Raw genomic sequence first — 23,499 nt, 5'->3', positions numbered from 1 at the left:
GTTTCGTCCCATGGACACCACGAAGACCGACGCACTGGACAAGGCCGTCACCGACCCGGAGACCAAGGACAGCACGGAGAGCACGGACTCCACGGCCACCGCGGCGGACGACCGGGACGCGGCCGTCCCGGCGCAGGGCAGCACCGAACCGGACGCACGCGACGAGGACGGCTTCGACGAGGACGACCTCGACGACGAGCCGGCCGGAACGCAGGGCGCGACCGGTGTGCTGGCCGCCGCGGGCTCGGTCGTCGCGGTCGGGCTGGGCATCTCGTCGCTCACCGGCACCTGGATCGGCGACCTCATGAAGGACCGCGAGCAGCTGATCGGCCAGATCAAGACCTCGGGCGGCTCGGTGCACGCCCAGCTCGCCGCCGGCTACGGCACCCCCTGGCACACCGTGGCGCTCTTCAACGGCATCTTCGCCCTGGTCGCCATCCTGGTCGCCGCCGTCGTCCTGTTCCGTCCGGGCCGGCCCGCCGCGGCCGGGAACCACTGGAGCCAGGCGCTCGCGTGGGGCGGTCTGATCCTCGGCGTCCTCGGCCTGCTGATCGCCGGCGTCATGTGGTTCGACGTCTTCACCGACCTGCCGGTGGTCGCCGCCACGCCTCAGCAGTGAACGCCTCAGCAGAGAACTCCTCAGTGGTGAACCCCTCAGCTGTGAACCCCTCAGCAGTGAACTAAGGCCCCCCGTGCTGGTAAGGCACCGGGCCTAAGTACCCCCGGCGACCGGAGTTCGGGCAGCTGCCCGATGTGGCGCACCCCCCTTGGGGACGAGGCTTGTCCCAGCGGAACAAGCCGCACAGCCAAGGGGAACACACCATGTACGAGCTCGAACTCCACAAGGTCCGCGCCACCGAACTCCAGCGCCGGGCGCGGGACGAGAACCAGGCCCGCGCGGTCATCGCCGTCCGCCGGAGCGAGCGCCAGGCGCAGCGCGCGGCACGCCGCGAGGGGCGGGTGAACACGGACGCCGGCCGGGTGGGCCGCGCACTGCGCGGCGTACGGCACCACGCGGCGTCGTGAAGTGATATCCGGTACTGCGCTGTCGGACTGCCGTGCGATGCTCAGCAATGTGCAGACCCAGTCCGTCAGCCCCGTCTTCGTCGGCCGCGACAGCGAAATGACCCGCCTCGCCGATGCGCTCGCCCGCGCCCGAGCGGGCGAGCCGCAGGGCCTGGTCGTCAGCGGTGAGGCCGGCGTCGGCAAGACCCGCCTCACCGAGGAATTCCTCGCGGCCGCCGCCCTGTCGGGCGCGGTCACCGCCGTCGGCGGCTGTGTGGAGATCGGTGCGGACGGCCTGCCCTTCGCACCGGTGTCCACCGCCCTGCGCTCGCTGTACCGGCAGCTCGGGGACGAACTGACGGCCGCGGCCGGCAACCAGGCCGGCGAGCTGTCACGACTGCTGCCCGAGCTGGGCGAGCACCGCGAGATGACGCGCGAGGGGCGCGATTCGCAGGACGACGACGGCCGGGTACGGCTCTTCGAGCTCACCGCCCGGCTGCTGGAGCGGCTGGCCGCGGACCGCACCGTCGTCCTTGTCCTGGAGGACCTGCACTGGGGCGACCGCTCCACCCGCGAGCTGCTCGCCTACCTCTTCCGGTCGCTGCACCGCGGCCGGCTCGTGATCGTGGCCACCTACCGGTCCGACGACATCCACCGCAGGCACCCGCTGCGGCCCTTCCTCGCCGAGCTGGACCGGCTGCGCACCGTCGACCGGATCGAGCTGTCCCGGTTCAGCCGCGCGGAGGTCCGCTGCCAGATCACCGGCATCCTGGCCGCCGAGCCCGAGGGCGGCATGGTGGACCGGGTCTTCGAGCGCTCCGACGGCAACCCGTTCTTCGTGGAGGAACTGGCCGTCAGCATCCAGCAGGGCTGCAGCTCCGGGCTGAGCGACTCGCTGCGCGACCTGTTGCTGGTGCGGCTCGAAACGCTGTCCGAGGATGCCCAGCGCGCCGCGCGGATCGTCGCCGAGGGCGGCACCACCGTGGAGTACCCGCTGCTCGCCGCCGTCGCGGGGCTCTCCGAGGACGACCTCATCGAGGCGCTGCGCGCCTGCGTCGGCGCCAACATCCTGCTGCCCTCCGAGGACGGCGACGGCTACCGCTTCCGGCACTCCCTGGTCCGCGAGGCGGTCAGCGACGATCTGCTGCCCGGTGAGCGCAGCCGGATCAACCGCCGGTACGCCCAGGCCCTGGAGGCCGGCCCCGGCCTGGTCCGCACGGACGAGCGGGCCGCCCGGCTGGCCAGCTACTGGTACTACGCGCACGACCCGGCCAAGGCGCTGCCCGCCGTGCTGCGCGCCTCCGTGGAGGCCCGGCACCGGCACGCCTACGCCGAGCAGCACCGGCTGCTGGAGCGGGCCCTGGAGCTGTGGGAGGACACCCCCGAGGAGATCCGCGGCGAGCTGCGCCCCGCGGACTACGCCGAGGTCTATCCGCCGTGCGGCTGCCACCCCGACACCCCGCTGAGCTTCCTCGACCTGCTGGCCGAGATCACCGTGTCCGCCCGGCTCAGCGGTGAGCCCGAGCGCGCCTTCGCCGTGGCCAAGCGCGCGCTCCGGCTGATCGACGACACGACGGACGCGCTGCGCGCCGCCTGGTTCCGGGCCCAGCGCTCGCGACTGGTCCAGGACCTGGGCCGCGGCGACGGCTGGGAGGACGTGGGCCGCGCCCAGGAGCTCCTGCGCGGCCTGCCGCCGTCCGCCGTGCACGCCGACGTCCTCGCCTTCGCCGCCGCCTGGATGATGATCCACAAGTCCGGTGAGGAGGCCATCGCCACGGCGGAGCGGGCCGTGGACCTGGCCCGCCTGGTCGGCGCCCGCGAGACGGAACTGAACGCCCGGCTGACCCTCGGGCTGCTGCACGCCGACTCCGGGGACGTCGAGGGCGGTCTGGTGCTGGCCGAGGACGTCTGCCGCGAAGCGCGCAAGCTCGGACTGCCCGGGCTCATCGGCCGCTCCCACGGCAACCTCGCCTCGGTCCTGGAGGGCGTCGGCCGGTCCCATGACGCCATCGCGGTCGCCACCGAGGGCATCGAGCTGGTCCGGGAGATCGCCACCCGCAGCGTCCGCGCCTATCTGCGCGGCAACGAGGGCGAGTCGCTGTTCTCGCTCGGGCAGTGGGAGCGCAGCGAGGCGGCGGTCCAGTGGGCCCGCACCAACGGGTCCGGAAGGATGGCGGCCGGCGGACAGACGATGTACCTGGGCTTCCTCGCCCTGCGCCGAGGCCGGACCGGGGCGGCCGACGAGTACGCGAAGTCCGCCCGTGAGAGCTTTCTGCACGACACCCAGCCGCAGCACCTGATCCCGATCCGCACCCTGACGCTGGAGATCGCCGTCCGGCGGGGGCGCTTCGACGAGGCGCGTACGGTCCTGGCCGACGCCCTCGACGAGGGCCTGGTGCCCGGCACGTCCCGCTACTGGTGGCCGCTGCTGGCCGCCGGCGCCGCCGCCGAGGCGGACGCGCCGTGGATGACCGTCGACGACCAGGACCGCGCGGCGCACCTGAGGCGCATCCGCACCACCGCGGCGTCGCTGCCCCGGCTCGCGCCGGTCTGGGAGGCGTACGCGCTGCTCGTCGAGGCCGAGCTGGCCCGCGCCGAGGGGCAGCCCGCGCCCGAACGGTGGGCCGCCGTGGTCCGCGCCTTCGAACCGGTGGGGCGCCCGTACGAACTGGCCCAGAGCCGCTACCGGTGGGCCGAGGCGCTGCTGGCCACCGGGCACGAGACCGGGGAGGCCCGCGAGGCCAGGGAGAGCCGCGAGGAGGCCGGCGCGCTCCTCACGCTCGCCCACACGGCCGCCGGGACGCTCGGCGCGCGCCCGCTGTCCGACGAGGTCGCGCTGCTCGCCCAGCGCGCCCGGCTGTCGCTGCACGAGCCGGACGGCAGGGACGCACGGGACGGCGCGCGGGCGGTCCCCGCAGCGGACGAACCCGCCGACCCGGCCGAGGCGCTGGGGCTGACGGCGCGCGAGCGCGACGTGCTGCGGCTGGTCACCGACGGCCGGACGAACCGTCAGATCGCCGAGGAGCTCTTCATCTCGCCGAAGACGGCGAGCGTGCACGTCTCCAACATCCTGGCCAAGCTCAACGTCTCCGGCCGGGGCGAGGCGGCGGCACTGGCGCACCGGCTGCGGCTGTTCACGGTTCCGTCCGTATGACGACCGTCCCGGACTCGAGGTCTATCGACCCGCGTCCGGGATCGTTGTCGCCGGTGTCCTCGCGGGACAGCGCCAGCCGGTTCCGCTCGTCGTCGGTGTGCTTGCGTCCCGGGGTGAACAACTCATCGAGGGGATTGAACATCGCGCACCTTCCCGCTGTCAGCCGACCTTGAGCCGCAGAATGCGGTCGTCGCCGGGCTTGGGGGTGCCCCGCCCGTCCGTGTTGCTCGTGGTCAGCAGCAGGGTGCCGTCCTCCACGGTGACCACGGTACGCAGCCGCCCGTAGGTTCCTGTGAAGAACGCCTGCGGGGCCGCGGCGGCCTTCGTGCCGTCCAGCGGGATGCGCCACAGCCGCTCGCCCTTCAGCGAGGCCATCCAGATGCAGCCGGCGGCGTAGGCGATGCCGCTGGGGGAGGCATCGTCGGTGTGCCACTGCGCGACGGGGTCGACGTACCCCGCGCGGTGCGCCTGGCCCTCGACGACCGGCCAGCCGTAGTTCTTGCCCGGCTCGATGAGGTTCAGCTCGTCCCAGGTGTTCTGCCCGAACTCCGCCGCCCACAGCCTGCCCTGGGCGTCCCACGCCAGGCCCTGCACATTGCGGTGGCCGTACGAATAGACCACGGAGTCGGCCTCGGGGTTGCCGTGCGCGGGCTGCCCGTCCGGGGTCATCCGCAGGATCTTCCCGCCCAGCGACGTCTTGTCCTGGGCCAGCGGCTGGTTCCCGCTCTCACCGGTCCCGGCGTAGAGCATCTTGTCGGGGCCGAAGGCGATCCGGCCGCCGTTGTGGTTGGTGCCGCTGGGGATGCCGCGCAGGATCGTGTCCGGCGCCCCCAGCTGCTGGCCGACGGGCCGGGACGGGTCGTAGAGCATGCGCGCGATGCGGTTGTCGTCGGCGGTGGTGAAGTACGCGTACACCAGCTTGTCCGCGCCGAACGACGGGGAGATCGCGAGCCCGAGCAGCCCGCCCTCGCTGCCCGGCGTCCCGCCGGCCACCCCCGGCACCGAGCCGACCTCGGTGGTCTTCCCGGTGGCCGGATCGGTCCTGAGGATCTTCCCGGTGTTCCGGGAGGCGACCAGCAGGGCCCCGTCCGGGAGTTCGGCCACTCCCCAGGGCGTGGTGAGGCCGGTGGCGACGGTCCCGGTCACGGTGGCGGTACCGGTCGCGGGAGCGGCGGACTCGGAATCCGCCGGCTCGGCGGTCGCCGTGGGAGCGGCGGCGGTGGAGGTGGCGGGCCGTGACGTGGCCGGCGGCTCCGGCACCGCGCCGTCGGGGGAGGAGCAGCCCGCGAGCAGCGCGGCGGCGAGCACGGACGTCACGGCGGTCACGGTGGTCGCGGTGGTGGTACGGCGGTGCACGGTGGGTCCTCCCTCGTGGTGTCCCGCGGCGGCATCACCGGGCTCCGCCCCGCGATGCCGGCCTGGGACTCGGGGACGACCCCCGGGAAATTGCAGCACACAACGGGCCCACAGCGCCCGGCTCTTCGCGGTTCCCATGGCCCGCCTCCGGTTGTCGTCGGTCCGCCCGCGGCCCCCGCGACCCGGTCGCCCGCCGCCTCTCCCGCCCGTCCGTCCCAGTCTCCCGCCCGCCCGGCGAGCCCGCACCGTCAGTCCCAGGAGCCCCGTACGGCGGGCAGCCCGGCGATCTCCGCGAAGTCCGCCGGCTCCAGGCGCAGCGCCGCCGCCCCCGCGTTCTCCGCCGCCCAGCGCTCGGTCTTGGTGCCCGGCACCGGGACCACCGCGGGCCCCTGGCCCAGCACCCAGGCGAGAGCGACCTGGGCCGGAGTCGCGCCGTGCCGTCCCGCGATCCGCCGCAGCCCCGCCACGATCGGCTGGTTGGCGGCCATCATCTCGGCCGTGAACCGGGGGTGCCGGGCCCGCAGATCGTCCGGCTCGAAGCCCTGTCCCGGGGTGAGGGTGCCGGTGAGGAAGCCGTTGCCGAGCGGCATCGCCGCCATGAACCCGACGCCGCGCGCCGCGCACCACGGCACGAGCGCCTCCAGCGCCTCGGTGGACCACACCGACAGCTCCGCCTGCACACAGCTCACCGGGAAGACCTGCTGCGCGCGCACCAGCTGCCGGATCGTTTCCTCGTGCATCCGCCCGCCCGTCTCCCGCCGCCACCCCTCTGAGGATGCGCTGCGCGCGCCCCCCTTATTGGTACGCCGGTTTCCGCGCGCCCCGACCGCGCACAGCCCCAGCGAACGCACCTTGCCCGCCGCCACCAGCTCCGCCATCGCGCCCCAGGTCTCCTCGACCGGGACCTCCGCGTCGATCCGGTGCAGCTGGTACAGGTCGATGACATCGGTCTGCAGCCGCCGCAGCGACGCGTCGCAGGCCCGTTTGACGTAACCGGGCCGCCCGTTGGCCACGATGTGCTGCTCGCCCACCAGCAGACCGCACTTGGTGGAGACGAACACGTCCTGACGGCGCTCCCGCAGCACCCGCCCGACCAGCAGTTCATTGGTGAAGGGCCCGTACATGTCGGCCGTGTCCAGCAGCGACGTCCCGCTGTCCAGCGCCGTGTGCACCGCCCGCAGGGACCCCTCGCCGTCCTGCCGCGAAGCGCTGTACGCCCAGCTCATGGGCATGCATCCCAGGCCCACGGCGCCCACTTCGAGAGCTGCTGCACCGATTGTCCTGCGCTCCACCTGGCCTGCCCTCCTCACAGCGCCCCAACAGGGGCGTGGACCAAGGTAACGTCCCCCTCGGACAGTGCATCGCATAGCCTCCTGACCATGGCTGACACGTTGCTGAACCACCGGCCCCAGGTCTGGCTGCCCATCGCGGCCGAGGAGATCGGCCCGCTGCCCACCGACCTGGACTACGTCTTCTGGGACGGCGCCGACGCGTACCCGGCGGACCCGTCGACCGCCGCGTTCTACGTCGTCCCGTACATGAAGGGGGCGGAGGTCGCCGCCCGGCCGCTGCCCCGGATGACGGGCCTCCGCGTCGTACAGACCCTGAGCGCCGGCACCGACCAGGTCGCCGGGCATCTCGGGCACCTGCCGCCCGGCGTACGCCTCTGCAACGCCCGCGGGGTGCACGAGGCGAGCACCGCGGAACTCACCCTCGCGCTCACCCTCGCCTCGCTGCGCGGCATCCCGCGCTTCGTCCGCGGCCAGGACGCCGAGGAGTGGCACGACGGCTTCTACCCCGCGCTCGCCGACAAGAGCGTGCTGATCATCGGTTACGGCTCGATCGGCAGTGCGATCGAGGACCGGCTCACCCCGTTCGAGTGCGACGTCGTACGGGTCGCCCGCACCGCGCGCCCCTCCCCGCGCGGCCCGGTGCACGCCCTCGCCGAATTGCCCGAACTGCTGCCGGAGGCCGATGTGGTGGTGCTCAGCACCCCGCTGACCGAGGCGACCAGAGGGCTGGTGGGAGCGGAGTTCCTGTCCCGGATGAAGGACGGCGCACTCCTGGTGAACGTCGCGCGCGGGCCCGTGGTCGACACCAAGGCGCTGCTCGCCGAACTGGAGTCCGGACGACTGCGTGCGGCACTCGATGTCACGGACCCCGAACCGCTGCCCGCCGGACACCCGCTGTGGCACGCTCCGGGCCTTCTCATCAGCCCGCACGTCGGCGGCAGCACCTCCGCGTTCCTCCCGAGGGCCAAGCGGCTGCTGCGCGCACAGTTGTTCCGTTTCGCCACAGGGGAGCCGCTGAGCAACCTGGTCACCACCACCTGACGTCGCAGGTGGAGGGCGTGCGGCACCCGGTGACTGCACTGCGTGGTGGTGATCTCCCTTGCGGTTACGCTGTGTAGAGGAACTATGTCCCTGAGTGACGAGTCTGGTGTATCGTCCCGACCGGGGGACGCGTCACGGATGCCCATGGGTTGACGGCGGCGCGCGAAAGGTCAGCAAGCGAGGGGGGCGACGGGTGATGCACGGCCAATGGCGAGACGACCTGACGCGGTGCAGCGGCGCACCGCGACAGCGATACGGGACCACACGGTGAGCTCGACCGGGGCGGTGATCGCTCAGCCACCCGCCCACACCGGCCGGGCGGCGCTCGTGCCGCAACTCCTGGTCGCCGTGCTCTGCGGAGGCTACGCGACCGGCGCCGCGGTGGGCTGGGGATCGGCCTGGATCGCCGACATCATGGGCGACTTCGGGCTCGCCGCCGCCGCGGCCGCGGCCAGTGTCTCCTCGTTCGTCTACGCCCGGACCCTCGCCGGCCGCCAGCGGCCCACCTGGTTCCTGTTCGCCGGCTCGTCCGCGATGGTGGCGCTCGGCAACGGCACCTGGGGCTGGTACGAGGTGGTGCTGGACGGCACGCTGCCGAAGACCTCGATCGCCGACTTCTTCTTCCTGCTCTTCGCCCCGCCGGCGATCATCGGTCTGCTGATGCTCGCCAAGCGCCCGGTCACCCGGGCCGGCTGGGTGTGCCTGGCGCTGGACGCCTGGCTCGTCGGCGGCTCGCTGCTCACCCTGGCCTGGAGCCTCGCGCTCGCCAACGACGCGAGCCTGAACGGGCTCAGCGCCGCCCAGGCCGCGCTGCGGCTCGCCTACCCGCTGCTCGACATCGCGCTCGCCAGCATGGTGCTGGCGCTGCACTTCCGGCGCTCCCCGGCCAACCGCGTCGCGGTCAACACCGCGATCGCCGCCCTCGCGCTGACCGTGCTGTGCGACGCGCTGTTCCGCTCCCCGCTCTGGCGCGAGCACTACCAGTCCGGCCACATCCTGGACGCCGGGTGGTTCGCCGGCAGCATGCTCCTCGCCTACGCCCCCTGGGCGGGCCGGCGGGACGCCGCCCGGCTGGAGCCGCGCTCCCGCGCGCACTCCAGCCGCAAGGTCGCCGGCTCGCTGGCCGCCCTCGTCCCGTACCTCGCGGCGGGCGTCTGCACCCTCGGCATCCTGTACAACGTGATCAGCGGCCGGAAGACCGACCATGTGGTGCTCTTCACCGGCTGCACCGTCGTCCTCGCGCTCGTCGTCCGCCAGGGCATCATGCTGCTCGACAACATCTCCCTCACCCAGGAACTGGCCCAGAAGGAGAACCACTTCCGGTCCCTGGTGCAGGGCTCCAGTGACGTCATCATGATCGCCGCGCCCACCGGCGTGCTGCGCTACGTGAGTCCGGCGGCCCGGGGCGTGTACGGGCGGGACGCCGAGGACATGGTGGGCACCGAGCTCGCCTCGCACATCCATCCCGAGGACCTGGGGCGGGTGGTGCACGAGGTCCGCAGGTTTCTCGCCGCCTCGCCCGCCGCGGAGCCCGCTACGCGCATCGAATGCCGGATCCGCGCCGGCCGCGGCCGGGACGGCGGCGGCTGGCTCAACGTCGAGTCCAGCGTCAACCGCTACCAGGGCGGGCTGATCTTCAACAGCCGCGATGTGACCGAACGGGTGCGATTGCAGGCCCAGCTCCAGCACAACGCCTCGCACGACCCGCTCACCGATCTGCCCAACCGGGCCCTGTTCACCGAGCGGGTGAGCCGGGCCCTCGGCGGCCGGCGCAGCGGCGACGGCGAGGCGGCGGTGCTCTTCGTCGACCTCGACGGTTTCAAGGCGGTCAACGATACGGTCGGCCACCAGGCCGGCGACGAGCTTCTCGTCCAGGCGGCCCGGCGGCTCCAGGAGTCGGTCCGGTCCGGGGACACGGCGGCACGATTGGGCGGCGATGAATTCGCCGCCCTCATCTGTGGCGGGAGCGCCGACCGGCAGCTCCGGGAGTACCAGATCCACGAGATCGCCGACCGGCTGCGCTCCGCGCTCTCCGAGCCGTACCGCGTGGAGTCCGGCGAGGTGCGGGTCGCGGCCAGCATCGGGGTCGCCTTCGCCGAGCCGGGGATCACGCCCAGCGAGCTCATGCGCAACGCGGACCTGGCGATGTACCGCGCGAAACAGGCGGGCAAGGGCCGGGTCGAGATGTACGCGCCCCAGATGCAGGCCGACGTGGTGCGCCGCGCCGAGCTGGCCACCCGGCTGCGCAACGCCCTGCACGACGGGGAGTTCACCCTGCTGCACCAGCCCGTCGTCGAGCTGCGGACCGGCCGGGTGGCGGCCGTCGAGGCGCAGGCCCGCTGGCGCTCCGCGCAGGGCATCCTCTTCACCCCCGCCGAGTTCCTGCGGGTGGCGGAGGACACCGACCGCACCGCGGAGCTGAGCCGCTGGCTGCTGCAGGAGGCGGTCGAGCAGGCCGCGCTGCGGCACGGCTCGGGCCATGCCGTGCCGGTGGCCGTCCGGATGTCCGTCCGCCGGCTGATGCACCGGGACCTGCCGCTCGGCAACATCGAGACGCTGCTGAGCCGCCATGAGCTGCCCGCCGGCGGACTGGTGCTGGAACTGACCGACAACGACCCGCGGATCTCCCTGGAGGAGCTGGAGCGCAGGCTCTCGGCGCTGCGCCGGCTCGGCGTGCAGATCGCGCTGGGCGGCTTCGGCACCGGATACGCCGCGATGACCGCGCTGCGCACCCTCCCGGTGGACCTGCTCAAGATCGACCGCAGCTTCGTGGAAGGAATCGTCGAGTCCGCCCGGCTGCACAAGATCACCGCGGGCATGCTGCGGATCGCCGAGGACCTGGGCATCCGCACCGTGGCGGACGGGGTGGACCGGCCCGAGCAGGTGATCGCGTTGCGCGCCATGGGCTGTACGCACGGCCAGGGCATGGCCTTCTCCGGTCCGCTCGACGAACACCGGCTGAGGGGCTCGCTGGCCCGTGGCGGCTACCCGGTACCTCATGGTTCCATCGCCCTGACCGGCGGCCCACTGCCCGTGCGGCACACCGGAAGCACCGGAACGGGTGATCCCCTTCGCTCAAATGCTGAGACGCCCGTCCCACCCGCTTGACACTCCGAGGGGTCCAGGGGGAGGGTCGTGTCCATGCGCACCCGAATTCTCGTACTTGGAAAGCGCGTCGGCTGACCGAGGCCCACCATCGCCTTGGAAAACGCACCGACGCGCTCCCCTCGCTTGCCTGACGGCACGAGGGGTTTTTTGTTGCCTGGCACCCAGAAGAAACTCATCTTCGAGAGAAGAGAACGCAGATGACCGAGCAGGCCACCGGGGCCCCCCATCCGCAGCAGCGGGCCCGCAGCGGGGGACAGCAGCCCACCACTCCCGAGCGCATGACGGGCGCGCAGTCCCTCATTCGTTCGCTCGAGGCGGTCGGCGCCGACACCGTATTCGGTATCCCTGGCGGTGCGATCCTGCCGGCCTACGACCCGCTGATGGACTCCGTCAAGGTCCGCCACATCCTGGTCCGCCACGAGCAGGGGGCCGGCCACGCCGCCACCGGCTACGCGCAGGCCACCGGCCGGGTCGGCGTGTGCATGGCCACCTCGGGTCCGGGCGCCACCAACCTCGTCACGCCGATCGCCGACGCCCACATGGACTCCGTCCCGCTGGTCGCGATCACCGGCCAGGTCGCCTCCAAGGCGATCGGCACCGACGCCTTCCAGGAGGCGGACATCTGCGGCATCACGATGCCGATCACCAAGCACAACTTCCTGGTGACCAAGGCCGAGGACATCCCGCGGACGATCGCCGAGGCGTTCCACATCGCCTCCACCGGCCGTCCGGGCCCGGTCCTCGTCGACATCGCCAAGGACGCGCTGCAGAACCAGACGACCTTCTCCTGGCCGCCGCAGATGGACCTGCCGGGCTACCGCCCGGTGACCAAGCCGCACGCCAAGCAGATCCGTGAGGCCGCCCGGCTGATCAACGAGGCCAAGCGTCCGGTGCTGTACGTCGGCGGCGGCGTCATGAAGGCCCGCGCCACCGCAGAGCTGCGGATCCTGGCCGAACTGACCGGCGCCCCGGTCGTCACCACGCTGATGGCGCTCGGCTCGTTCCCCGACAGCCACCCGCAGCACGTCGGCATGCCCGGCATGCACGGTGACGTCACCGCGGTCACCGCGCTGCAGAAGTCCGACCTGCTGATCGCGCTCGGCGCCCGCTTCGACGACCGGGTCACCGGCCGGCTCGACACCTTCGCCCCGTTCGCGAAGATCGTGCACGCCGACATCGACCCCGCCGAGATCGGCAAGAACCGCGCCGCGGACGTGCCGATCGTCGGCGACGCCCGCGAGGTCCTCGCCGACCTGATCGTCGCGGTCCAGGCGGACCACGAGGCCGGCCACAAGGGCGACTACGCCGACTGGTGGAAGGACCTCAACCGCTGGCGTGACACCTACCCGCTGGGCTACGACACCCCGGACGACGGCAGCCTCTCCCCGCAGCAGGTCATCGAGCGGATCGGCCAGCTGGCCCCCGAGGGCACCCTGTTCGCGGCTGGCGTCGGCCAGCACCAGATGTGGGCCGCGCAGTTCATCAAGTACGAGAAGCCCAACACGTGGTTCAACTCCGGCGGCGCCGGGACCATGGGGTACGCGGTGCCCGCGGCGATGGGCGCCAAGGCCGGCGTCCCCGGCGCGACCGTCTGGGCGGTCGACGGTGACGGCTGCTTCCAGATGACCAACCAGGAGCTGGTCACCTGCGCGCTCAACAACATCCCGATCAAGGTCGCCATCATCAACAACGGCGCCCTGGGCATGGTCCGCCAGTGGCAGAACCTCTTCTACGGCGAGCGGTTCTCCAACACCGTGCTGCACGCCGGTGAGACCAACTCCGACAGCGGCTCGACGGTCGGCGTCGGCTCGACGGTGAACCGCGGCACCCGCGTCCCGGACTTCGTCAAGCTGTCCGAGGCGATGGGCTGCGTGGGTCTGCGCTGCGAGAGCCCGGACGAGCTGGACGCGGTCATCGCCAAGGCCAACTCGATCAACGACCGCCCGGTGGTCGTGGACTTCATCGTCCACGAGGACGCCATGGTGTGGCCGATGGTCGCGGCCGGTACCTCCAACGACGAGATCCTGGCCGCCCGCGATGTCCGCCCGGACTTCAGCGACGGCCAGGAAGACTGAGGCGCAGGACCGAGAGAAGGAACGAAGCGACATGTCCAAGCACACGCTCTCCGTCCTGGTGGAGAACAAGCCCGGCGTCCTCGCCAGGATCACCGCGCTGTTCTCCCGCCGCGGCTTCAATATCGACTCCCTCGCGGTGGGCACCACGGAGCACCCCGAGATCTCCCGCATCACGATCGTCGTCAACGTGATCGACGAGCTGCCGCTGGAGCAGGTCACCAAGCAGCTCAACAAGCTGGTCAACGTTCTGAAGATCGTAGAACTGGAGCCCGCAGGAGCCGTTCAGCGTGAACTCGTTCTGGTGAAGGTGCGGGCCGACAACGAGTCCCGTTCCAAGATCGTCGAGATCGTCCAGCTGTTCCGCGCCAAGACCGTTGACGTCTCTCCCGAGGCCGTCACGATCGAGGCCACCGGCGGCGCCGACAAGCTCGAAGCGATGCTCAAGATGCTGGAACCCTTCGGCATCAAGGAGCTGGTGCAGTCCGGCACCATCGCCATAGGGCGTGGCGCCCGGTCCATCACCGACCGCTCGCTGCGGGCCCTCGACCGCTCCGCGTAGTGACAGCGCACCGCGTGGCCGCTCCGGCGGCGACGCGGTACCGCATAGCGAGACCGACAAGCTTTCTTCCGCCCACCGGACGTACTGTGTGGGCAATCCACCAGAACCAAGGAGATATCCCAAGTGGCTGCCGAGCTGTTCTACGACGACGACGCCGACCTCTCCATCATCCAGGGCCGCAAGGTCGCGGTCATCGGATACGGCAGCCAGGGCCACGCCCACGCGCTGTCGCTGCGTGACTCCGGCGTCGACGTGCGCGTCGGCCTGCACGAGGGTTCCAAGTCCAAGGTCAAGGCCGAGGAGCAGGGCCTGCGCGTCGTCTCCGTCGCCGAGGCGGCCGCCGAGGCCGACGTGATCATGATCCTGGTCCCGGACCCGCTCCAGGGCAAGGTCTACGAGGAGTCCATCAAGGACAACCTCAAGGACGGCGACGCGCTCTTCTTCGGTCACGGCCTCAACATCCGCTACGGCTTCATCAAGCCGCCGGCCAATGTCGACGTCGCCCTGGTCGCCCCGAAGGGCCCGGGCCACCTGGTCCGCCGCCAGTACGAAGAGGGCCGCGGCGTCCCGTGCATCGCGGGTGTCGAGCAGGACGCGACGGGCAAGGCGTTCGCGCTCGCCCTCTCGTACGCGAAGGGCATCGGCGGCACCCGCGCCGGCGTCATCAAGACCACCTTCACCGAGGAGACCGAGACCGACCTCTTCGGTGAGCAGGCGGTCCTCTGCGGCGGCGCCTCCGCGCTCGTCAAGGCGGGCTTCGAGACCCTCGTCGAGGCCGGCTACCAGCCCGAGATCGCGTACTTCGAGTGCCTCCACGAGCTCAAGCTGATCGTGGACCTCATGTACGAGGGCGGCCTGGAGAAGATGCGCTGGTCGGTCTCCGAGACCGCCGAGTGGGGCGACTACATCACCGGCCCCCGCATCATCAACGACCAGACCAAGGTCGAGATGAAGAAGGTCCTCGCCGAGATCCAGGACGGCACCTTCGCCAAGAACTGGATGGCCGAGTACGAGGCCGGTCTGCCGAAGTACAACGAGTACAAGAAGGCCGACCAGGACCACCTGCTGGAGACCACCGGCAAGAAGCTCCGCAAGCTCATGAGCTGGGTCGACGACGAGGCGTGAGCCTCATCGGGTGCGGGGCGGTCGCAGTGGCCGCCCCGTACCTTGTCCACGGCGTACAGCCACGTGCGGGTGATCCTTCCACCAAGGCACAAGTCGCGCTCGGCGGCGCCGATACACTGCAACTACAAAGCGCGTCAGGCTCACAGCGTCGTGCGTCTTCCACGCGGCATGCCATCCCCTCCCTCCCTGGAGCGTCCGCGGGACCGGCCGCCCACGAAGGACAAGTGAGGACCACGTGAGCCAGAAGCCTGTCGTACTCATCGCCGAAGAGCTGTCGCCTGCCACTGTCGACGCACTGGGGCCGGATTTCGACATCCGGCACTGCAACGGCGCCGACCGGGGTGAGTTGCTCTCCGCGATCAAGGATGCCGACGCCATCCTGGTCCGCAGCGCCACCAAGGTGGATGCGGAAGCCATCGCCGCCGCGCCCAAGCTGCGAGTCGTCGCCCGCGCGGGCGTCGGTCTGGACAATGTCGACGTGTCCGCCGCCACCAAGGCCGGCGTGATGGTCGTCAACGCCCCGACCTCGAACATCGTCACCGCCGCCGAGCTGGCCTGCGGCCTGCTCATCGCCACCGCCCGTAACATCGCGCCGGCCAACTCGGCGCTGAAGAACGGCGAGTGGAAGCGGAACAAGTACACCGGCGTGGAGCTGGCCGAGAAGACCCTCGGCGTCGTCGGCCTCGGCCGCATCGGCGCGCTGGTCGCCCAGCGCATGTCCGCGTTCGGCATGAAGATCGTGGCGTACGACCCCTACATCCAGCCCGCTCGCGCGGCCCAGATGGGTGTCAAGATCCTCAGCCTGGACGAGCTGCTGGAGGTCTCCGACTTCATCACCGTCCACCTGCCGAAGACCCCCGAGACCCTCGGCCTGATCGGTGACGAGGCCCTGCACAAGGTCAAGCCGTCGGTCCGGATCGTGAACGCCGCGCGTGGCGGGATCGTGGACGAGGAGGCGCTCGCCTCGGCCCTGAAGGAGGGCCGCGTCGCGGGTGCCGGCCTGGACGTCTACGCGAAGGAGCCGTGCACCGACTCCCCGCTCTTCCAGTTCGACAACGTGGTGGCCACCCCGCACCTGGGCGCCTCCACCGACGAGGCGCAGGAGAAGGCCGGCATCGCCGTCGCCAAGTCCGTCCGCCTCGCGCTCGCCGGTGAGCTCGTACCGGACGCGGTCAACGTCCAGGGCGGCGTCATCGCCGAGGACGTACGTCCGGGCCTGCCGCTCGCCGAGAAGCTCGGCCGGATCTTCACCGCGCTGGCCGGCGAGGTCGCCGCCCGCCTCGATGTCGAGGTCCGCGGTGAGATCACCCAGCACGACGTGAAGGTGCTCGAACTCTCCGCGCTCAAGGGCGTCTTCGAGGACGTCGTCGCCGAGACCGTCTCCTACGTCAACGCGCCGCTGTTCGCCCAGGAGCGCGGTGTCGAGGTCCGGCTGACCACGTCGAGCGAGTCGCCCGACCACCGCAACATGGTCACGGTGCGCGGCACTCTGACGGACGGCACGGAGGTGTCGGTCTCCGGCACGCTGGCCGGCCCGAAGAACATCCAGAAGATCGTCGCCGTCGGTGACGAGGACGTGGACCTGGTCCTCGCCGACCACATGGCCTTCCTCCGCTACACCGACCGCCCCGGCGTCGTCGGCACGGTCGGCCGCATCCTCGGTGAGGCCGGCGTCAACATCGCGGGCATGCAGGTCGCCCGCGCGGCCGTCGGCGGCGAGGCCCTCGTGGCCCTGACCGTCGACTCCTGCATCCCGCCGGCCGCCCTGGCCGAGATCGCCGAGGAGATCGGCGCCACGTCGGCCCGCGCGGTGGACCTCACGGACTGACCGCAGGTCACCGACCGACCGAGGTCACGACGTCAGCGACGAAGCCGCCCTTCACTCGTATGAGGGGCGGCTTCGTCATTCCCTCCCGCTACGCTGAACGCTGCGGACAGAATCCCGTCGATGGGAGGAATCATGACTGCCGAACCGCTTCCGGCCTGGGCTTTCCCGCCCCCGGGCGGGTTCACCGCGGACGACCTCGACCGTATCCCCGATCTCCCGCCGCACACAGAGCTGATCGACGGGAGCCTTGTCTTCGTGAGTCCGCAGAAGTATTTCCACATGCTGGCCGTGGATCTGTTGAGCACTTTCCTGCGACAGGCGGCCCCGGAGAAGTTCCGTGTACTGCGCGAGATGACCATTACCGTGAGCAGGAGCAATCGCCCTGAACCCGATATCTCGATCGTCCGGGCCGAGGCCGTGTCGGAATCGGCGAATGAAACCGGTTATCAGGCCTCGGACGTCGTTCTCGCCGTCGAAGTCGTCTCGCCCGAATCCGAGGACCGGGACCGCAAGCGCAAGCCCCAGCTCTACGCGGAAGCGGGTATCCCGCACTTCTGGCGGGTGGAGAAGGGTGAGGGCCGGCAGCCGGTCGTCTACGTCTACGAGCTCGACACGATGACCCATACCTATGTTCCGTCGGGCATCCACCACGAGCGGCTCAAGGTTCCCGTCCCCTTCACCATCGATATCGACCTCACCGAGATCGACCGTCTCTAGGCTTCCCGCAAGACGGCACATCCGGCCGATCACAGCCGCGCGGCCTTCAGCGCCATGTGGAGCAGCAGCCGGTCCTCGCCCTCGTCCAGGTCGAGGCCGGTGAGCTGCTCGATGCGGGAGAGGCGGTAGTAGAGGGTCTGCCGGTGGATGGCGAGGGCGGCGGCCGTGCGGCCCGCCTGGCCCGCGCAGTCCAGGTAGACCTCGGCGGTGCGGGCCAGCTCGCGGTGGGACGGCTCCAGCAGCGGGCGTACGGCGGGGTCGGCGGAGGAGCCGCCGGGGAGCGCCGAGAGCATGCGGTACGGGCCGAGGCCCGCCCAGTCGGCGACCGGCGCGAGCCGGGGCTGGGCCCGTGCCGCGCGGGCCGCACCGGTCGCCTGCCGCCATGCCTCGGACAGTCCGTCCAGCCCGCGGGCCGGCTCGCCGATACCCGCCACCGCGCCGGGCGAGCTCGAGGTCTCCAGCAGCCGGGCGGCGGCGGTGCGGGCGGGGGAGAGGTGCTGGACGGAGCGGAGCCGGACGAGCACGGCGAGCGGGTCGGCGGCCGGGACCGGGCCGGGGGTGGGCGGCCCGTGGGCCGGGACCCGGCAGAGGGCTGCGGCGCCCGGGATCGAGCGGATCCCCGGCAGTTCCGCCGAACCGTCGTCCGCGCCGTCGGCGGTATCCGGCCCGGCGCTGCTGTCCAGAGTGGGCGGGGCCGTCCAGCCAAGAACGCACACCAGCGCGTGCACCTCGTCCGCGTCCGGGCCGAGCGCCGCGCTCAGCGCGTCCCGCGCGGCCTCGCGCCGCTGGCCGGGGCCCGCCGTCAGTGCCGCACGCAGTTCACGGCCGACATCGGCGCCCGCCCGGGACTCGGCGGCCAGCCGGTCGCCGATCCGGTCGCAGACCTCCATCGCGGCGACGAGCCGCGGATCGGGATCCGGTCCGGCGTCCGAATCGTCGAGCAGCCACACATAGCCGTGCACGATGCCCCGATGGCGCACCGGCAGGCAGATCCGGCCCCGGACGACGCCCGCGTCGGGCGCGGCGGGGATGCGCACCGGGCCGGTGGCGCGGGCGATGCCGAAGCGTTCGAACCAGGACCGGACCTCGGCCGTCGAGCGCCGGGTCAGGATCGACCGGGTGCGGACGGGGTCCATCGCACCGTCGTCGCTGTCGTGCGCGCCGAAGGCGATCAGCCGGAAATCGCGGTCCTCCAGGGTCGCGGGCGCGCCGACGAGAGCGGACACCTCGTCGACCAGTTCCTCGTAGTCACCTCGCACCCCGCCATTGTCTCTTACATCTGTATGAGGGATGCCGCACGGATGCGTGACAGGTGTCGATGGTTCACGGGGTAGGTGAACCCTAGATTTCGCGGTGTCGCTGCCTGTTCATGCTCTGATCCTGAAGGAGCCCCCGTGCTCGGTCCCGTGTTGCTCGCCGCCTCGCGCAGCGACCGCATGCGTCGCATCGTCGCCGCCGCGCCGATCACCCGTCCCGTGGTGAACCGTTTCGTCGCCGGCGACGAACTGCATCCCGCCATGGACAACGTCCGCGAGCTCACCGCCTCCGGCCTGGAGGTCACCCTCGACCACCTGGGCGAGGACGTCACGGACGAGGCCACCGCGCACGCGACCCGCGACGCGTACCTGAGCCTGCTGCGGGCGCTGGAGACCGAGGGCCTCGGCACCCGCGCCGAGGTCTCCGTGAAGCTGTCCGCGTTCGGGCAGGCGCTGCCGGACGGCGGCCACGACATCGCGCTGGAGAACGTCCGCGAGGTCGCGGAGCTCGCCACCGCGATCGGCACCACGGTCACCCTCGACATGGAGGACCACACCACGGTCGACTCCACCCTGGGGATCCTCGCCGAGCTGCGCAAGGAACACCCCGACACCGGCGCCGTCATCCAGTCGTACCTGTTCCGCACCGAGGACGACGCCAGGAAGCTGGCCGTCGCCGGCTCGCGCGTGCGTCTGGTGAAGGGCGCCTACAAGGAGCCCGCGAGCGTCGCGTTCCAGTCCAAGGCCGAGGTCGACAAGGCGTATGTGCGAGTCCTGAAGATCCTCATGGCCGGTGACGGCTACCCGATGATCGGCTCGCACGACCCGCGCATGATCGCCATCGCCCAGGAGCTGGCCGCGCGCTACGACCGCAAGCCCGGCAGCTACGAGTTCCAGATGCTCTACGGCATCCGCACCGCCGAGCAGCGCCGCCTCGCGCACGACGGCGAGCGCATGCGCATCTACGTGCCTTACGGCGCAGACTGGTACGGATACTTCATGCGCCGCCTCGCGGAGCGTCCGGCCAACCTCGCCTTCTTCCTCCGTTCCTTCCTCCCCAGCCGCTGAGCCCACCCGTCACCCGCCGCCACCCTTCCAACGAGCGCTGCGCGCGCCCCCTTCACTCTCAACCTCGCTGAGTAACCCTCATCCCCGCTGCGAAACCCTCACCCCAAAGGAGCGCACCTCGATGGATGCTGTGACCCAGGTCCCCACGCCGGTGAACGAGCCGATCCACTCCTACGCCCCGGGATCCCCCGAGCGCGCCCGGCTCGAAGCGAAGCTGAAGGAGCTGGCCGGCAATCCGATCGACCTGCCGATGACCATCGGCGGCGAGCAGCGGATGGGCGGCGGCGAGCGCTTCGACGTCGTGCAGCCGCACAATCACAGCGCCCGCATCGGCACCTACGCCAACGCCACCGCCAAGGACGCGCAGGACGCCGTCGACGCCGCCCTCGCCGCCGCCCCGGCCTGGCGCGCGCTCTCCTTCGACGACCGCGCCGCGATCATCCTGCGCGCCGCCGACCTGCTGTCGGGCCCGTGGCGCGAGACGCTCGCCGCCTCGACGATGCTCGGCCAGTCGAAGACCGCCCAGCAGGCCGAGATCGACTGTCCGTGCGAGCTCGTCGACTTCTGGCGCTTCAATGTCTCCTTCGCCCGGCAGATCCTCGCCGAGCAGCCGATCAGCAGTGCCGGCGTGTGGAACCGCAGCGACCACCGGCCGCTGGAAGGCTTCGTCTACGCGATCACGCCGTTCAACTTCACGGCCATCGCGGGCAACCTGCCGACCGCCCCCGCCCTGATGGGCAACACCGTCGTGTGGAAGCCGTCCCCGACGCAGACGCACGCCGCCGTGCTGCTCATGCGGGTGCTGGAGGCCGCCGGCCTCCCCAAGGGCGTCATCAACCTGGTGACCGGTGACGGCATCGCCGTCTCCGAGGTGGCGCTCACCCACCCGGACCTGGCCGGCATCCACTTCACCGGCTCGACCAAGACCTTCCAGCACCTGTGGAAGACGGTCGGCACCAACATCGAGAACTACAAGACGTACCCGCGTCTTGTCGGCGAGACCGGCGGCAAGGACTTCGTCGTCGCCCACCCCTCCGCCGACCCGGCGATCCTGAAGACCGCGCTGACCCGTGGCTCCTTCGAGTACCAGGGCCAGAAGTGCTCGGCCTCCTCCCGCGCCTACATCCCGCGCTCCATCTGGGAGAACGGCTTCAAGGAGGAGTTCGCGGCCGAGGTCGACGGCATCACCATGGGTGACGTCACCGACCTGTCGAACTTCATCGGCGCCGTCATCGACGAGCGTTCCTTCGCCAAGAACAAGGCGGCCATCGACCGCGCGAAGTCCGACCCGACGATCGAGGTCGTCGCCGGCGGCACCTACGACGACTCGGTCGGCTACTTCGTCCGCCCGACCGTCCTGGTCTCGACCGACCCGGCGAACGAGATCTTCCGCGACGAGTACTTCGGCCCGATCCTCGGCATCTACGTCTACGACGACGCCGACTTCGACACCATGCTCGCCCAGATGGAGTCGGTCTCGCCGTACGCCCTCACCGGCTCGATCATCGCCCAGGACCGCGCCGCGGCCGTCGACGCGATGGAAAAGCTGCGCTTCGCCGCCGGCAACTTCTACATCAACGACAAGTCGACCGGCGCCGTCGTCGGCCAGCAGCCCTTCGGCGGTGGCCGCGCCTCGGGTACGAACGACAAGGCCGGCGCCGCGTCCAACCTGATGCGCTGGACGTCCACCCGCTCCATCAAGGAGACGCTGGTCCCGCCGACCGACTACCGGTACCCGCACCAGGGCTGATCAGGCCCTTAGCGGCCCCACCGCGGGCCGACGCAGACCGCCGCCCCCGTATTCCGGTCCCCATCCGGATGCGGGGGTGGCCTGCGTTCGGGTGGTCTCCGTCTCAGATAGTAGGAAGTCCGAGTAACTGTGGAGACATAACTGCCGCGCTGACCTAGCTTTGTAGATGCCGAACGAATCGCTCCACCAGCGATCGGCGGATGCGAACCAGCGCCCTTCACGCAGGTCACCCCCTGCCGCGCACGTTCCCCGCCCCGTTCTATGGCGACAACCATCTCCTTGATCTTCCTTTGGAGCTGATCACCATGGACGAGACCGCACGCGAGAACGCGATGAAGGCACTGCAGCGCTCGCTCGACCGCCGGGACAACGGCGGCAGCACGGGCCACGAGGCTCGTTAGCTCGGGCGCAGCCAACAACGAAGCGGTCCTCAAGCGCCGGACGGGCTGAAAAGCCCGTCCGCCGCTTGAGGATGTTGCTCAGCGAGCCTTGCGCGCCACCGTGAAGTGGTCGACGCGCTCACCGGTCTCCGCCAGCGCGGACACCGTCAGCGTCGACGTCCGGCCGGACGACGCCGGCTCGACCTCGACCGCGATGAACGAGTAGCCCGTGTAGCGGACCCGGGACCAGGCGACGGTCTCGGTGACCTTGCCGCCGCCCTTGGCCGAGTGCCAGGTGGTGACGGAGTCGACGTTGTGCTCGTGACCCTCGTACGAGTCGGGCGCCGGGAAGTCGTAGAGGCTGCGGCCCGCGCCGCCGGCCGTCACGTAGACGACGCCGTCCTTCTCGGGGTGCACCGTGTCGCCGATGGCGACCGGCTTCGAGACCTTGCCGCCGCGGATCGCGTCGGTGCGCTCGTAGACGTGGTTGTGGCCGTTGACGACCAGGTCGACCTGGTGCTTCTCGAAGAGCGGCACCCACTTCTCCTGCACACCGCCGTCGGAGGCGTGCGAGTTGGTGGTCGAGAAGGCGCAGTGGTGGAAGAAGACCACGATGAAGTCGATGCCGCGCTGCCTGCGCAGCTCACCGAGGCGCTTGTCCAGCCACGCGGTCTGCTTGCCGGCGCTGATGTCGTAGTTGGCCGGGATCTCGTACGAGACGTCGTTCGCGTCGAGCGCCACCACAGCGGTGTTGCCGTAGACGAAGGAGTACGCGCCCGGCTGGTTCTTCGCGTCCGGGCCGTTGCCCGGCAGGCTCCAGCGCGCTTCCTGGCCGCCGTAACCGTTGGGGGAGTACCAGGCCTCCATGTCGTGGTTGCCGGTCGTCACCATCCACGGGACACGGGCCGCGACGGACTCGGTCTGGGCCAGGAACTGGTCCCAGGTCCGCGCGTCGTAGACGGAGGAGTCGGACTGCTGGCCGGAACCGGCCGGGTCGGCGTAGCAGATGTCGCCGGCGTGCAGGTGGAACGCCGGGTTCTGCGCCAGGATCAGGCTGTCGTTGGCGAGCGCGTGGTAGCTGACGCCCTGGTCGCCGAAGGCGGTGAAGGTGAACCGCTCACCGCTGCGCGCGGGCGCGGTGGTGAAGGTGCCGATGGTGCCGAACGCCTGGCCGGCGGCCGGGTCGAAGCCCTCGTGGCCCACACCGTAGTAATAGGTCGTGCCGGGGTGCAGCCCGTCCAGCGCCGCGTGCAGGTAGTACTGGTCCACCGGCGGCAGCTTGCTGTTGAGCAGCTGCGGGGTGTGCAGCGCGCGGACCTCGGCCTGGATCTTGTGGCTGAGGGCCCAGGGCTTGAGGCCCACCCGGATGAACGGCTTCTTGACGGCCAGCGGGACCTGCCAGGAGACCCGGAACTGGGTCTTGGGGTCCGCGCCGAAGGCGAGGTGGCGCCCGAAGGGGGCGACGAGGGAGCCGCTGACGTGATGCCCGGTCGCGGGCTTGCTCAGCAGCGTGGGGGAGGCGGCGGCCGCGGTGCCGCTCAGCAGTCCGGCCCCCGCCACCGCACCGGCGGCAGCGACGGTGCCGCGCATGACCCCGCGGCGGGTCAGCCGGGAGCGCAGGTATTCATGCTGTTCGGCCATGCTCATCCGGTCGGCGAGCTTGTCCGCAATACCCATACGTGGTGTGTCCATGCCGCGCAATCTCGCATTGCCGTTCGACACTTGGTCGTACTCCGGATGAACGGTGCATGGCGACCCTCCCATATGTCCGTCATGCGGACACCA

General features: G+C 71.0%; 17 protein-coding genes. 12 read left to right on the top strand and 5 right to left on the bottom strand.

Translation table 11 applies throughout. The features are described from left to right. Positions 1 to 10 precede the first annotated feature (10 nt). The 3 genes from O3W51_RS19120 to O3W51_RS19110 all read left to right on the top strand — a co-directional run bounded on the left by O3W51_RS19120 (position 11) and on the right by O3W51_RS19110 (position 4,159). Positions 11 to 619 (top strand): hypothetical protein, encoded by a 609-nt coding sequence (locus O3W51_RS19120; protein ID WP_138354938.1) that lies wholly within the window; start codon positions 11 to 13, stop codon positions 617 to 619. 203 nt (positions 620 to 822) lie between these two features. Continuing rightward, the gene (locus tag O3W51_RS19115) at positions 823 to 1,026 is read left to right on the top strand and encodes a hypothetical protein (RefSeq protein ID WP_138354939.1); all 204 of its coding nucleotides are present in this window, start codon (positions 823 to 825) and stop codon (positions 1,024 to 1,026) included. A gap of 37 nt (positions 1,027 to 1,063) precedes the next feature. Further along, positions 1,064 to 4,159 carry a helix-turn-helix transcriptional regulator gene (locus tag O3W51_RS19110; RefSeq protein WP_138354940.1) on the top strand — a complete coding sequence of 1,032 codons (3,096 nt, stop codon included), beginning with the start codon at positions 1,064 to 1,066 and terminating at the stop codon, positions 4,157 to 4,159. Here the strand turns inward: O3W51_RS19110 and O3W51_RS19105 are convergent. The 3 genes from O3W51_RS19105 to O3W51_RS19095 form a co-directional block, all read right to left on the bottom strand. Continuing rightward, positions 4,140 to 4,301 carry a DUF6191 domain-containing protein gene (locus tag O3W51_RS19105; RefSeq protein ID WP_187145031.1) on the bottom strand — a complete coding sequence of 54 codons (162 nt, stop codon included), beginning with the start codon at positions 4,299 to 4,301 and terminating at the stop codon, positions 4,140 to 4,142. The two genes, O3W51_RS19110 and O3W51_RS19105, sit on opposite strands and share 20 nt — an antisense overlap. A 17-nt stretch (positions 4,302 to 4,318) precedes the next feature. After that, a complete protein-coding gene (locus tag O3W51_RS19100) occupies positions 4,319 to 5,515 on the bottom strand; it encodes a PQQ-dependent sugar dehydrogenase (protein ID WP_269287030.1) in 1,197 nt (398 codons plus the stop codon). Between the two features lie 248 nt (positions 5,516 to 5,763). Then, positions 5,764 to 6,807, bottom strand: a complete 1,044-nt coding sequence (locus tag O3W51_RS19095; protein ID WP_269287029.1) for an aldo/keto reductase — start codon at positions 6,805 to 6,807, stop codon at positions 5,764 to 5,766. Between the two features lie 87 nt (positions 6,808 to 6,894). Here O3W51_RS19095 and O3W51_RS19090 point away from each other — a divergent pair, with 87 nt between their 5' ends. The 7 genes from O3W51_RS19090 to O3W51_RS19060 all read left to right on the top strand — a co-directional run bounded on the left by O3W51_RS19090 (position 6,895) and on the right by O3W51_RS19060 (position 17,260). Beyond that, positions 6,895 to 7,848, top strand: a complete 954-nt coding sequence (locus O3W51_RS19090) for a 2-hydroxyacid dehydrogenase (RefSeq protein ID WP_138358730.1) — start codon at positions 6,895 to 6,897, stop codon at positions 7,846 to 7,848. Positions 7,849 to 8,115: 267 nt separating this feature from the next. Beyond that, positions 8,116 to 10,956: a putative bifunctional diguanylate cyclase/phosphodiesterase gene (locus tag O3W51_RS19085; RefSeq protein ID WP_244809871.1), complete on the top strand. Its 2,841-nt coding sequence runs from the start codon at positions 8,116 to 8,118 to the stop codon at positions 10,954 to 10,956. Between the two features lie 197 nt (positions 10,957 to 11,153). Then, positions 11,154 to 13,031 carry an acetolactate synthase large subunit gene (locus O3W51_RS19080; RefSeq protein ID WP_138358734.1) on the top strand — a complete coding sequence of 626 codons (1,878 nt, stop codon included), beginning with the start codon at positions 11,154 to 11,156 and terminating at the stop codon, positions 13,029 to 13,031. A 31-nt stretch (positions 13,032 to 13,062) separates the two neighbouring features. Then, the gene (gene ilvN / locus O3W51_RS19075; RefSeq protein ID WP_138358736.1) at positions 13,063 to 13,590 is read left to right on the top strand and encodes an acetolactate synthase small subunit; all 528 of its coding nucleotides are present in this window, start codon (positions 13,063 to 13,065) and stop codon (positions 13,588 to 13,590) included. A gap of 123 nt (positions 13,591 to 13,713) precedes the next feature. Next, positions 13,714 to 14,715 carry a ketol-acid reductoisomerase gene (gene ilvC, locus O3W51_RS19070; protein WP_138358738.1) on the top strand — a complete coding sequence of 334 codons (1,002 nt, stop codon included), beginning with the start codon at positions 13,714 to 13,716 and terminating at the stop codon, positions 14,713 to 14,715. Between the two features lie 235 nt (positions 14,716 to 14,950). After that, positions 14,951 to 16,543 carry a phosphoglycerate dehydrogenase gene (serA, locus tag O3W51_RS19065; RefSeq protein ID WP_138358740.1) on the top strand — a complete coding sequence of 531 codons (1,593 nt, stop codon included), beginning with the start codon at positions 14,951 to 14,953 and terminating at the stop codon, positions 16,541 to 16,543. A gap of 132 nt (positions 16,544 to 16,675) precedes the next feature. After that, a complete protein-coding gene (locus tag O3W51_RS19060; protein ID WP_138358742.1) occupies positions 16,676 to 17,260 on the top strand; it encodes a Uma2 family endonuclease in 585 nt (194 codons plus the stop codon). Between the two features lie 29 nt (positions 17,261 to 17,289). Here the strand turns inward: O3W51_RS19060 and O3W51_RS19055 are convergent, their stop codons facing one another. Continuing rightward, positions 17,290 to 18,519, bottom strand: a complete 1,230-nt coding sequence (locus O3W51_RS19055; RefSeq protein ID WP_138358744.1) for a PucR family transcriptional regulator — start codon at positions 18,517 to 18,519, stop codon at positions 17,290 to 17,292. 135 nt (positions 18,520 to 18,654) lie between these two features. Between O3W51_RS19055 and O3W51_RS19050 the strand changes: the two genes are divergently transcribed. Together O3W51_RS19050 and pruA are read left to right on the top strand one after the other, a co-directional pair. Further along, the gene (locus O3W51_RS19050) at positions 18,655 to 19,584 is read left to right on the top strand and encodes a proline dehydrogenase family protein (protein WP_138358746.1); all 930 of its coding nucleotides are present in this window, start codon (positions 18,655 to 18,657) and stop codon (positions 19,582 to 19,584) included. 121 nt (positions 19,585 to 19,705) lie between these two features. Further along, positions 19,706 to 21,334: an L-glutamate gamma-semialdehyde dehydrogenase gene (gene pruA / locus O3W51_RS19045; RefSeq protein ID WP_198357694.1), complete on the top strand. Its 1,629-nt coding sequence runs from the start codon at positions 19,706 to 19,708 to the stop codon at positions 21,332 to 21,334. Positions 21,335 to 21,813: 479 nt separating this feature from the next. Here the strand turns inward: pruA and O3W51_RS19040 are convergent, their stop codons facing one another. Beyond that, positions 21,814 to 23,406, bottom strand: coding sequence for a purple acid phosphatase family protein (locus tag O3W51_RS19040; protein WP_138358750.1), 1,593 nt, complete (start codon positions 23,404 to 23,406; stop codon positions 21,814 to 21,816). Between the last annotated feature and the right edge of the window lie 93 nt (positions 23,407 to 23,499).

Origin of the sequence: Streptomyces sp. H39-C1 (assembly GCF_027158125.1) — a bacterium.
In the GTDB taxonomy this organism is placed as follows: Bacteria; Actinomycetota; Actinomycetes; order Streptomycetales; family Streptomycetaceae; genus Actinacidiphila; species Actinacidiphila fildesensis.
Note: the sequence above shows the minus strand (reverse complement) of the source record. Positions and strands in the feature narration are given on the sequence as shown.